Source organism: Microcoleus sp. PH2017_08_TRC_O_A, from assembly GCF_020738665.1.
Taxonomy (GTDB): Bacteria; Cyanobacteriota; Cyanobacteriia; order Cyanobacteriales; family Microcoleaceae; genus Microcoleus.
In genome coordinates this window covers 1-11,506 of the sequence record NZ_JAEQCE010000129.1, presented here as the reverse complement: position 1 = coordinate 11,506, position 11,506 = coordinate 1, and the positions used below count along the sequence as shown (strand labels likewise).

The window sequence follows — 11,506 nt, the reverse complement described above, 5'->3', positions numbered from 1 at the left end:
ATTTGGTTTCACGTACTTTGCCATATTAGTATTATGGATCGCCATGTACGCATTGTCCAGTCTTGTCCAATAAATTAATGATTAGAGGCATACCGATCGAAAACCTCGATACGTCAGTAATTTGCCCTCATCTTGCAAAAATATTAATTTGCATCCCCCCACTTCTAATTCCTTGTGTTATTCTAATCATTGTGACTACTGAAATGATACTCAGAACGCAGGTTCTTTCGGTTACGCTGGCAAGGGCTAGCGCACAAATCCTCACACCAGATCTTGTATTTGGGTGAGGTGCGTTCAAATATGAAGCCATTTAGCTAATCCTGGAGGTGATGCCCATGATAGAAAGTAGTAAATGCATGGGTCATCAGATTGGAAACTACCGGCTGTGCGCCGGGGCCGCTCACTAGCAGTCAGCCGTCGTTTCCAACTGGAAACGAATTCCATCGGGAACCAGGCTCAGCTAGGGATTCTCCCGGCAGTCAGGTTCTAATCTGAAGACCCGCTAGACCGCTCTCACCTCAAATAGTGTTAAATCTTAAGTATTAAAACTTGAGCCTCAATACTATTGGTGAGAGCGGATAGTTTTTGGTCGGATTTTTGACCAGAAATAATTGGTTGAAAGTCGGAACCCTGCTCGGGAGAAATTAAAATCAGACTATTCATTACTCCAATCCTCGGACTTAAGGGTAGAGGTCGCTCTTAAACTGTCAACTGTCAACTGTCAACTGTCAACTGTTGACAGGTGGGCTGTTAATCTCCCAAAAAGCTTATCCCAAAATAAAAAAAATTATGGCAGATCTACTTAACGATACTGAAATTCAAGAGCGCGCCAGTCAATTATCGGGCTGGACGGTGGAAGGTAAGCAACTGCGGTGTACCCGTTTATTTAAAGATTTTATCGGCGCGATCGCCTTTGTGAATAAGTTGGTCGCCCCCTCAGAAGCGGCAGGACATCACCCCGACATAGAAATCTCCTATAACCAAGTAACAGTTAACTTGACAACTCACGATGCCGGAGGCTTAACTGAGAAAGACATGGCGCTAGCCCAAGAGATTTCTGCGCTAAATTAGCTAGTTAGGCGGGAATCCCCACCCCATATTGTTTACAGATTGGGGTGGGATGAAAGCCAAGTTGATTGAGGTGGGATGGTTGACCAATCCCGTAGGGCTCGGAAGCCATCACCGCCGAAATCGACAATCTTTGATATCATTGAACCACAGTGGGGCTGGACGTGTTCCTCACTATAAAACGCCGTAGAGAGAAACAGTTTGGAGTATCTCGAAGGAAGATCTAGATATCCTTTACAGGACTCAGATGCCCAAACTATATTGCTTGCAATTAGTGTGGGAGCGTCACAAGAGTTCTCATTTTCCTAGCCGCCACTGCATCTAGCGACAGTCCCAAGAGCAGAAAGCCCGCTCAAAAGAAAATATCGACTCTGGGTTAAAATCGGGTGTGAGAAAGTCGAGATGCAACAAGTCCAATGTATTAAAGGCTATTCGCCATCCTCCGACCATGATCGTATTTGAAAGGCCAGAGTTCTTGAACGAATCTGCTCAAAGAACAGAACTGATAGAAAAGCTTTTGGATATTGGCGCGGCGCTCTCTAGCGCCCCCGATTTGGGCGGGTTGTTAAACTTGATTTTATCCAAAAGCCGGGAAATCACCTACAGCGATGCGGGCAGCGTTTATTTAGTAGATCACAGCGACGAGAAATCTAAGTTGCTGTTCAAGGTAGCTCAAAATGGTTCTAAACCCAGACTGTCGTTTAAGGAGTTTGCCCTGCCGCTGACAGACAAAAGCTTGGCGGGATACGTGGCAATTACAGGTCAAAGTTTGAACCTGTCTGATGCCTATGACTTGCCTCCCGATGTACCCTACCAGCTAGATACGAGTTTTGACAGGGATATTAATTACCGCACTTGCTCGGTAATGGTGTTGCCGATGCAAAACCGACAGGGCGAGACAATAGGCGTACTGCAACTGATCAACCGCAAAAAAAAGGCAGATGAGGTGCTGACGGCAGAGAATGCCTGGGAATCGACGCAGCAGTATTCCGAGTGGGAAGAAAGGATAGTTCGATCGCTCGCTTCTCAAGCAGCAATCTCGATCGAGCGCAATCAACTCCAAGAAAGCATAGAACACTTGTTCGAGGGCTTCGTCAAAGCAAGCGTGCAAGTCATAGAAGCCCGAGATCCATGTACCTTCGGCCATTCAGAACGAGTCGCAGCCCTGACAGTACGCCTGTCAGAAGAAGTAAACGCCGTCAGCAATGGATGGCTGCGCTCTATTTACTTTAACAACCGTCAAATTCAAGAAATTCGCTACGCCGCCCTGCTGCACGATTTTGGCAAAATCGGAGTACCAGAAGCAGTTTTGACCAAGCAGAAAAAGCTCTACCCCTCACAGCTAGAAATCATTCGCCACCGTTTCGCCCTAGCTCAGCGGACGCTGGAAATGGAATGCGTCCAGTCTAAATACAAATACTTGCTAGAGCATTCAGCTTACCGAAAACACCCGGACTCTGGGCCAGAGTGCGCTAAATGCCAGGAAATAGAACAGCTAGACACGGCGCTAGCAGACGCAAAAACCAGATTGGCAGAATATTGGGAAGTCCTGCTAGAGGCCAACGAACCTCACATTTTGGCAGAAGAACCCCTAGCTCAACTGCTAGAACTTTCTCGGCAAACTTACAGAGATATAGACGGGGCAATTAAACCTCTGCTGAGTCCAGACGAAATCGTGCAATTGATGGTGTCGAGGGGCAACCTGACGCCGACAGAACGATCGGCAATCGAATCTCACGTCACTCACACTTACGAATTTCTCAGCCAAATTCCGTGGACAAAGGATCTAAAAAATGTTCCCCAAATAGCCTACGGACACCATGAAAAACTCGACGGCACAGGCTATCCACGAGGTCTAACAGACTCAGAAATCCCCATTCAAGCGCAATTGATGACGATCGCCGATATTTATGACGCCCTGACAGCCGGCGATCGCCCCTACAAACGAGCTTTGCGAACAGATGCAGCAATGAAAATTTTGCGGCAAGAAGCAGCTCACAACAAAATCAACGCCGATTTATTAGAACTGTTCGACCGTCGCCGAGTCTTTAGCGTCCTAGGACACGGTTTGGATGCAAAAGTCGAATCAGTATAGACGATTCGGACGTGCTGTGCTAAAAAGTAAATAGGCTATCGAGCGCCTAATGTGTCAGTAGTCCAATCAATCCCAAGTCCAAGTATGGTAAGGTTTTGAGGCAGTTGAGTACCTAGTCAAAAACAGGCACCCGACAGCAGCCAATCACATCCATACACTCAGTTAGTCCCCAAAAATCAAAAGAAAAAGTGAATTTTAGGTCTCTTTTTAAAGTATGCTAGTTTAGCAACTACTGACCACATAGAAGACTCGAAAAGTTTCTCTGTAATCGGTGTGAGGATGAGAGTGAATATGTCGAAATTTTTGTGGAGTTACCTACTAATCAGCCCAGCAGTCTTAGGAGCTACCCTAGTAGTTTCTTCGAGCGCGATGGCAGCAGACGCTCAGCAAGCTGCTGATGCGCTCAAGCCTCAAGCTGCCCAAGCTGAAACAGGCCAAGCCTCCGAAGCCAAAGTTAATGCTTTAGCGGCTGTTGACGAAACTACCGCAGCACTAAAGCCAGTCGAAGAAATTTCCCAAGGAACAGGCAGCGAAACCAAGCCAGCGATTGCAGATGCCAGCCCTGCTGCAACGGGCAGCGCGATCGCCTCCGCCACCACAGACCCCGCAGCAACAAATCTTGAAGCTGCATCACAACCTGTAACTGAATCTTTAGCAGCAGTTGAGCCAACAGTCGCTCAACCAGTAGAAAATTCAGCGGCAGCCAGACTAGAAAATCCAGCCCCAGCAGCTACCGCTGTCAAGGAGCAAATCAGTGCAGTTCAATTAGAAACTACTGCCCCGGCAGTTGCAGAGCAGGCACAACAAAATTTGCCCTCTCCGGCCCAATCTCTAGCCCAAACTGTCGCACCACAAGCTCAAAACCCAGCCGCCACATTAGAACAGGTCAACGAGTACAGCAGCGAAGGTGCTGGTGGCGAAACTCAGGCTCAAGTAACCTCAGTATCTCAACTTTCCGACGTGCGGCCCACAGACTGGGCATTCCAAGCACTGCAATCCCTAGTCGAGCGCTACGGCTGTATTGCCGGGTATCCAGACGGCACATTCCGCGGCAACCGGGCAATGACCCGCTACGAATTTGCCGCCGGTTTAAACGCTTGCTTAGACAAAGTTAACGAGCTAATTAAAGCAGGTACAACCAACTTAGCGACAAAAGACGACTTGGCAGCCCTCCAACGGCTCCAGGAAGAATTTGCAGCAGAACTGGCAACCTTGCGCGGCCGCGTCGATGCTCTGGAAGCTCGCACATCCGAACTCGAAGCTAACCAATTTTCAACTACTACCAAACTGACTGGGGAAGCAATTTTTGCCCTCAGCGACGACTTTGGTGGCAATGATGGCTTGTTTGGCAGAGACAACAGAAGAGTCGGTACGGGTAACAATGAAGCCGTCTTCCAACAGCGGGTACGTCTCAATTTAAATACGAGCTTCACCGGCAGAGACTTGTTGCTCACCAGACTGGATGTGGGCAACGGTCAAAACTTTAACTTGGGGGCGACGAGCGAAGGTACTCAAACCTGGAACGTAGTTGGCAGAACCGACAACGTTTTTCACTTGGGCAGCTTGCTTTACAAGTTCCCCGCTAGCAATCGGTTGAACGTTACCATTGAAGCCGCTAACGGTATTTGGAACGATTTCATTCCTACCGTCAACCCTTACTTTGAAGACTTTGACGGCGGTAATGGCTCCCTCAGCGCCTTCGGTCAGAGCAACCCAATTTATCGCCTAGGTGGCGGTGCTGGTATCGGCTTCGATTACGCCTTCGGTGGCAGAGGCTTGCTGGGCGGTGTGTTCGGCCCGACTTCTCTGTCCTTTGGATATTTGGCGTCAAATCCGGCAAGTCCCGCCAAGGGCGCAGGCTTGTTCAACGGCGATTACGCAGCGATGGGGCAGTTGACTTTTACCCCGGGACGCAACTTGCAAGTTGCTCTCACTTACAACCACGGTTACTTTAGCAGAGGTAACTTCGGGTTTGACAACGGTTTGGGGAACGGGCCAGACAAACTTGGCGGTTTTACAGGCACGGGCGTGGCTAATTCCATCAACGGTTTGAGCGAAGGCTTTGACGGCTTCCGCGCTCGCAAAGTTGTCAGCAACTCCTACGGTGCTGAGGCTTCGTTCCGACTCAGCCCGAGATTTATCATTGGGGGCTGGGCTGGTTTAACCAATGCTCGTATTCTCGGCGTCGGCGATGCGAGAATTTGGAACTACGCAGCCACTTTGGCTTTGCCCGATTTAGGGAAAGAAGGCAACTTGCTGGGCTTTGTGGTAGGTCGTGAGCCTTACTTGGATAAACTTGAGGCTCCTGGCAATTTGCGGAACTTCAACAACGATACTTCGTGGCACTTTGAAGGCTTCTACAAGTTCAAGCTCTCGGATAACATTGCCGTGACTCCGGGCGTCATTTGGATTACCAACCCGAATCAAGACCGCAATAATGACGACATCATTATTGGTACTCTGAGAACTACTTTCACGTTCTAAGAGTGCGTTTTAAGAGGCAGGGAGAGTCATATTCTCTCTCTGCTAACAACTCTATAATTTAACATTAGCCCTGCTTGTCGCAGGGCTTTTTTGTGTGGCGGACAAATGCAGCTCATCTTATTTAAAAGTCCTTTTCCCCACCTTCCTCTTCCACCAGCACCCCAAGCCAAAAGCTAAACCAACACCTGCGATCGTAGTAGGTTCCGGCACAGTTTCAGACTCAGACTCGTACTCATAGGCGAGAGTAAGCTTTGAGTCAGTCGTGACAGTGCCCGCGTAAGTGACCGTTGTAGGCGTTCCTAAAACTCTCACAGTACCCATAGCCACAATACTAGCAGCAATTAAATCCCCAGCACACCCACTAAACATATTTAGGTACTGTGGCGAACTATAACTCCTTGAAACAATACCACTCGCACTCCCACCTCTAGCCCCCGCAGCCCCCGATTCAATACTCATTTCCGGCGGATTTGCAAACAAACTCAAAACCAAATTCGGGTCAGCTTTTAAACTCGGTAAATTCACAGCAATTTGAGCATTCGTTACCGCCGTCCCAGTAAAATTGCTAGCAGGAACAATGCTGATATCACTGTTCACCGTTGACTCAACTTTAACATAAGCCTTTAACAGCGTCCCCAAAAGCGAATTAAACTTAGGAAACACCCCATTCAGCGTACTATTAACTGGCTGCTGCTTCAAAGAAACCGTATAAGTTTGCGTGAGAACAGCAGCTTGTACAGGAATTGCGATCGAATTGAAAGCAGAAAAACCCAAAGCCCCAGAAACAACCGCTAATCCTAACTTTTGATATCCATTCATGGCGACACACTCCTAAATAATCACTTAACTTTCTCGCTTATTTGTTTAACTGCCAGACAGCAAGTTAAACTTATAAAAATCGATAAACGTCGGCATATTTTGCACCGCCCAATCAACAACAGCAGACAACAGATAACCTAAAACCCAGACCGTATAAGCTATGCTAAAAGGAGCATAAGCAGCCAAAGTCCAGCAGTCTGAAGGTTCTTCCCAAATCTGTTCTCGCCGCAGCAAACGATCGTAAAATTGAAAAGACCTCGATCGCAAATTGTTGATCCCAGTCAAAGCAACCAGCAAATAATAGCCATCAAACTTATTCAAAGGGTTGAGATTAAAAACTACAGTGACAAGCGTAGCTACCATCAGCAAATAGCTAGCAAGATGCCATCCAGAATTAGGCTTAGACAAAACCCAAACCCAAACCGATAAAGCCCAGATAGCCACTTGCACCAACACGCCTGCTGCTACTACCAAAACGCGCTGCTTCCGCCTCACTAAACTATACTGATCTGTGGTATCCGTATAGCATCCCGGTATCAAACACAAAAACAGCAGCCCCATTTCTGGGACAACACCACCGTAGTGCTTCAAAGTAAAAGCGTGACCTAATTCGTGCAGACAAACTACTACCATAATCAGTAGCACAAATGTTAACAGAGTTGTAATTTCCCCTGTAGCCCAAACCTGTTGATTGGAAGCAGAAACCTCGTCAGCCAAAGCCAGCCACACAGCCAGAGAAGCACTGATTAAAACACCCAGAAAAAAGGCAAATTGCCAAGTCCAGATCCAGCGGAGTTTACCCGTATGTTTAGTTAGCCAAGCATCGGGATTCAACAGGGGAATTTGGAAAGACAATAATTGCTGAATGTTGAATTTATTTTGGGGTGGTTTTGGAGGTTGGGTTCCCTCTAACATTCCCGTTTCAGCTAGCATCCGCAGCAAGTATTGCAAATCCTCCAAAGTAATGTCATAGATGTCTGCGATATCGCCGATCGGCTTGAAGCCCAATTCTTCCATTACCTCTTTGTCAGAATTGTCAACTTGCAAGCAAGTTACGCCTTCGGAGTTGCGGAGTATCCAATAGCCGTCTGGGTGCGGTATCCACTGTACCGTTGATTTGAGTTTAGGGCCATAAAGATTTGTGTCACTTATTTGGTATAGATCCCAATCAGCAATTAAGTCGGGACACAATTTTTCTTGACTTTCTATGCGTGCAAATCTTTCACCATTTTGCATAGTGTTGGGAGTTGTAAATTGTCAGATGCACAGCAAAACTTTGGGAGCATTCCATTTTTGTAAATATATCCGTAGGGGTGAAGCATTCCGGCAGTCAGCCTCTCCTGATAACTAATAAATTATCTGCCGGAATGCTTCACCCTGCACTCATTGGGATGCACAGCAAAACTTTGTTTGACAAAGCTAGCAATTTATATTTTGTTTTAGGGGAATGTTACACTTTGTATTAATCGGTCATAAGAAAATAATTCAATTGTATTCAGAACTTGCGTCTCAAAATTTATCTGCTAATGTTGAATTAACTGATTTTTAGATTCGCAGTCAATATAAACTTCTGAGTTTTCACTTGGAGTTACTAAGCGCAGGGGCTTAAGTATATGGTCTGGCATTCAAAAAGCTTATCTGTCCGCAACAATACAGGGGTTGAGAACTCTCCCCCAAAAACTCGTCGCCCGCGAAAAACATTCATTCTCGAACGAATTATCAATCCTAGCACCATAATTCCTGGTGGTGGAGATGACCATGACGCGCTGCATCAGATTCTCAACTCTCTGAGTTTTTTAAGTTTTGATTTTTCAGACTGAGCGGAAAAATTTCATCACACCCTAGCCCACACGAGCAATTTACATTTCTTTGCAGATAGCGGTGCGGGTACTTGCCCAACTTCCCCCATCCCCGATGGCGACTTGCCGCCAATTATTGACTTTGACCCCTTGGGCTTGTATCAACCACCAACACCAACACTCTTAGCCCAACATTCAAGGAGCCTTTGATACCCTGCCGCCCCCAATTATACTCCCCATAGATCCGCCTGGAACCAATAACAAAGTACCTACAGACTTAGGTGGCGCTTACACATTTACAACCAAAACAGCATCAGGTAATAACGAAGCAGGTTCAGCGAATCAATATACCTTCAGCATCGCCAATTCCGAACTCAATTCCACAGATTCAGACACCGTACTCGTTGGAATTTCAGTAGAATCAAAAGACAATCAAAAACTCCCCGAACTACCCGAAATAGATAAACTCACACCAATTTCCACATCAACCAATACAAACAGTAACTACTCCCTATTTGCCATCAAAAAATCAGGCTTAAACCTGCTTAACTTGAACAGCGCATCAAGTAGCGCATACACTCTCAAACTAAACATAGCAGGCGACATCAACAGCGACGGCCGAATTGATATAACAGACAGACAACTGCTAGATAACGCTCTAGGCAGCACAGCAACAGACCCCAATTATACAATTAACCTAGACCTCAACCGCGATGGAATCATCAACTCAGTAGACCAAACTCTCCTCAACAACAACTTCGGCTTCATCACCAACAAACCACCAGTCACCTCCCCATTCTCAACCAACACCCATGCAGAATTGGAGACAATCATACCCTTAATCGGTAAAGCAACAGACCCCGAAAACGACCCCATCTCCTACAACACGCTCAACCCAATTAACGGTACTGTAAAATTCGATCCCATTACCAAAACAGCAACCTTCAAACCCACACCCGGATTCTCAGGCATCGCCAGCTTTGACTTCATAGCCAGCGACGGCTATAACAGTGGAATACCAGCAAAAGTAACAGTCAACGTCAGCGGAGCCCCGCTACTTTCCTTAGACTTCGCCAATCGCAACCCTCAGCTTTATCCAGGAGACAATACAAAATTAGTTGTGCTGGGAGACTTCGCCGACCAAAAAGGCGTAGTGCTGCCAGATTCTTACTTAACATACACATCATTAAATCCAGAAATAGCACCCATTGACCCCTTCGGAAAAATCACAGGATTAGCCAACGGAACCTCAATTTTTACAGCATCTCGCAACAACATTCAAGCCGTGACTGCGGCACGAATAGGCGAACTGCCAATTCCTGCCAACGATGACGAATGGAACGCCCTACTAGCAGAGATTTACGGTTTGGATGTTTACCCGCAAGCAGTAACATTAACAACAGGAGTAAAGCGCTCCTTACTGGTAGAAATTCAAGGACTTACCGACTCTCCAGACCTCAAATTCGGCTCTACTGGCACTCGCTACTTCGTCAGTAACCCCAATGTATTGCAAGTAAATTCAGACGGCGTAATTACTGCTGTAGGTGAAGGAATTGCCAGCGTCACCGTCATCGATGGAGCAGCAGAAAAGGTAGTTCCAGTGCGCGTAGAAAAGCCTTTGATAGGCCCTGCTACTTTAGGAGTTGATGGCGGAGTAGTGCAAGGCAGCGACGGCTCAAAAATAATGGTAGCTCCTACTGCCTTAACTCAAGATACAACAGTTAACATAACGCCACTTAGCAGCACTTCACTACCACTACCATTCCCCGATAGCATGGAGTTTGCTGGGGGCTTCAATTTGGAATTGGGCAACACCCCCTTGAAGATACCAGTCCAGTTGGCAATTCCAGCCCCAGTTGGCGTACCAATCGGCACCGAAGTTTTATTCATGCGGAAGGGGTCGCTACCGACTGGGGCTGATAGCTGGAACGAAACTTGGCTGATACAAGAATCAGGAGTAGTAGGTGCAGACGGCTACATCCGCACCACTTCCCCACCCTTTCCAGGCGTGACAGAGAGCGGTACTTATACAATTGGATTATTGCCCGCAGGAATGCCATCAGTCAGTTCAATTGTTAACGCCAGCACAAAAGCTAATTCAGGACTAATTAACCTTTCGACTAACCTTAACTTTGAGAATAGTTATTTAGGAGCAAAAACGAGTGGAATTGGTGCAGTCGCAGCCACAGAAAATCAATTCGAGGCAACAACATCACTATTAACTTACTTAGCCCAATCTTCAAACCAGCCACTGGAAATAATCGGAATTCCCAAAGTTGGGGAAACTGTCGTCACTACCGCTCAGGTACAACTGAATACACAAGGAGTTCCTACAGTCTCAGCATTTCTCTCTGGCCCGGACACTGGGCTAGCAGTTCCCCTCGAACCGCCGTCGCTGGAGTCGGTCCAACTGGAGTTCTCCAACAGCGAACCTGTGATATTCTTAACAGGCAGCAATTTCCTCAATGGACTCAACGGCAATCTGGGTGCGAGTTTCGGGGATTTGAATGTTGACTTCAAGGTGTCCGGTAAGAGCTACTCAGGCACTGTTGTACCGGGACTCAGTAGTTCCCTGGGAGAAAACCGCTATAAAGTGGCGGTAAAAGCTCCGATTAGCGTACCTTTGGGCGAGTCGGAAATTGTGCTGTCGCGGCAGCAGAAAGAGCGTTTTGGCCCTGGCCCTGTTGATGCCTCGGTGGTTAAACGTTCGAGTTTTGAAGACCTCCAGTTAAAGCCTGTATTTTCTGATTTGATACTGGTGGCACAGCGGAATAGTGACAAAATTCAGGTAATCGACGCTCTCAGTTCAGTTCAGAGTCCGTCGAACCCGCAACAGAAGCCTCCCAAGGATTTATCGGTGGGGATACCGGGGACAGCGGTAGGGACAACCTTAGACCGTCCGGGATTGTTAGCTGTGACCAGTAATGCGACTCGCGCCTATGTACCTTTGGAGAGGACGGGGCGGGTGGCGATGGTGGATTTGCTGGCGCGGCGTCCGGTTGATGTTGATGCTTCGACACCGGCTGTCGATGATATTATTTTGCCCAGTGGTGCATCTCCTGGGGCGATATCTATTGACCCTTGGGATAATTATGCTTACGTCGCGGACTCAGGGCGGGGTAGCATTTATGTCCTGGATGTTAATCCTGACTCGCCAAGCTATAACGAAGTTGTTCGGACTATCTCAGTTAATGCTACGTCAGGACTGCGCCAGATTGCGGTTAGCAGTGATGGGCGCAAG

General features: G+C 47.3%; 8 protein-coding genes. 5 read left to right on the top strand and 3 right to left on the bottom strand.

Going from position 1 to position 11,506, the window contains the following annotated elements; genetic code table 11:
- Positions 1–528: 528 nt before the first annotated feature.
- Positions 529–663, bottom strand: coding sequence for a hypothetical protein (locus JGK22_RS30650; RefSeq protein ID WP_293193883.1), 135 nt, complete (start codon positions 661–663; stop codon positions 529–531).
- A gap of 126 nt (positions 664–789) precedes the next feature.
- Between JGK22_RS30650 and JGK22_RS30645 the strand changes: the two genes are divergently transcribed.
- From JGK22_RS30645 to JGK22_RS30635, 3 genes are all read left to right on the top strand, one after another.
- Positions 790–1,071, top strand: coding sequence for a 4a-hydroxytetrahydrobiopterin dehydratase (locus tag JGK22_RS30645; RefSeq protein ID WP_293186922.1), 282 nt, complete (start codon positions 790–792; stop codon positions 1,069–1,071).
- A 445-nt stretch (positions 1,072–1,516) separates the two neighbouring features.
- Positions 1,517–3,163: an HD domain-containing phosphohydrolase gene (locus JGK22_RS30640; protein WP_293186921.1), complete on the top strand. Its 1,647-nt coding sequence runs from the start codon at positions 1,517–1,519 to the stop codon at positions 3,161–3,163.
- 291 nt (positions 3,164–3,454) lie between these two features.
- On the top strand, positions 3,455–5,647 hold the full coding sequence (locus JGK22_RS30635; RefSeq protein ID WP_293186920.1) for an iron uptake porin: 2,193 nt from the start codon (positions 3,455–3,457) through the stop codon (positions 5,645–5,647).
- Positions 5,648–5,764: 117 nt separating this feature from the next.
- Here JGK22_RS30635 and JGK22_RS30630 read toward each other — a convergent pair whose 3' ends face one another.
- Both JGK22_RS30630 and JGK22_RS30625 read right to left on the bottom strand, forming a co-directional pair.
- Positions 5,765–6,466: a PEP-CTERM sorting domain-containing protein gene (locus JGK22_RS30630; protein ID WP_293220602.1), complete on the bottom strand. Its 702-nt coding sequence runs from the start codon at positions 6,464–6,466 to the stop codon at positions 5,765–5,767.
- A gap of 45 nt (positions 6,467–6,511) precedes the next feature.
- Positions 6,512–7,702 carry a site-2 protease family protein gene (locus tag JGK22_RS30625; RefSeq protein WP_293208727.1) on the bottom strand — a complete coding sequence of 397 codons (1,191 nt, stop codon included), beginning with the start codon at positions 7,700–7,702 and terminating at the stop codon, positions 6,512–6,514.
- A 377-nt stretch (positions 7,703–8,079) separates the two neighbouring features.
- Between JGK22_RS30625 and JGK22_RS30620 the strand changes: the two genes are divergently transcribed.
- Positions 8,080–8,286 carry a hypothetical protein gene (locus JGK22_RS30620; RefSeq protein ID WP_293203577.1) on the top strand — a complete coding sequence of 69 codons (207 nt, stop codon included), beginning with the start codon at positions 8,080–8,082 and terminating at the stop codon, positions 8,284–8,286.
- 529 nt (positions 8,287–8,815) lie between these two features.
- The coding region (locus tag JGK22_RS30615) for a dockerin type I domain-containing protein (protein ID WP_293314384.1) at positions 8,816–11,506 on the top strand (2,691 nt) is incomplete at its 3' end.

Bases quoted from the DNA above. Each gene is read 5' to 3' on its own strand.
- JGK22_RS30640 (WP_293186921.1), top strand. From the start codon at position 1,517: ATGATCGTATTTGAAAGGCCAGAGTTCTTGAACGAATCTGCTCAAAGA.
- JGK22_RS30630 (WP_293220602.1), bottom strand. From the start codon at position 6,466: ATGAATGGATATCAAAAGTTAGGATTAGCGGTTGTTTCTGGGGCTTTG.
- JGK22_RS30650 (WP_293193883.1), bottom strand. From the start codon at position 663: ATGAATAGTCTGATTTTAATTTCTCCCGAGCAGGGTTCCGACTTTCAA.
- JGK22_RS30645 (WP_293186922.1), top strand. From the start codon at position 790: ATGGCAGATCTACTTAACGATACTGAAATTCAAGAGCGCGCCAGTCAA.
- JGK22_RS30635 (WP_293186920.1), top strand. From the start codon at position 3,455: ATGTCGAAATTTTTGTGGAGTTACCTACTAATCAGCCCAGCAGTCTTA.
- JGK22_RS30620 (WP_293203577.1), top strand. From the start codon at position 8,080: ATGGTCTGGCATTCAAAAAGCTTATCTGTCCGCAACAATACAGGGGTT.
- JGK22_RS30625 (WP_293208727.1), bottom strand. From the start codon at position 7,702: ATGCAAAATGGTGAAAGATTTGCACGCATAGAAAGTCAAGAAAAATTG.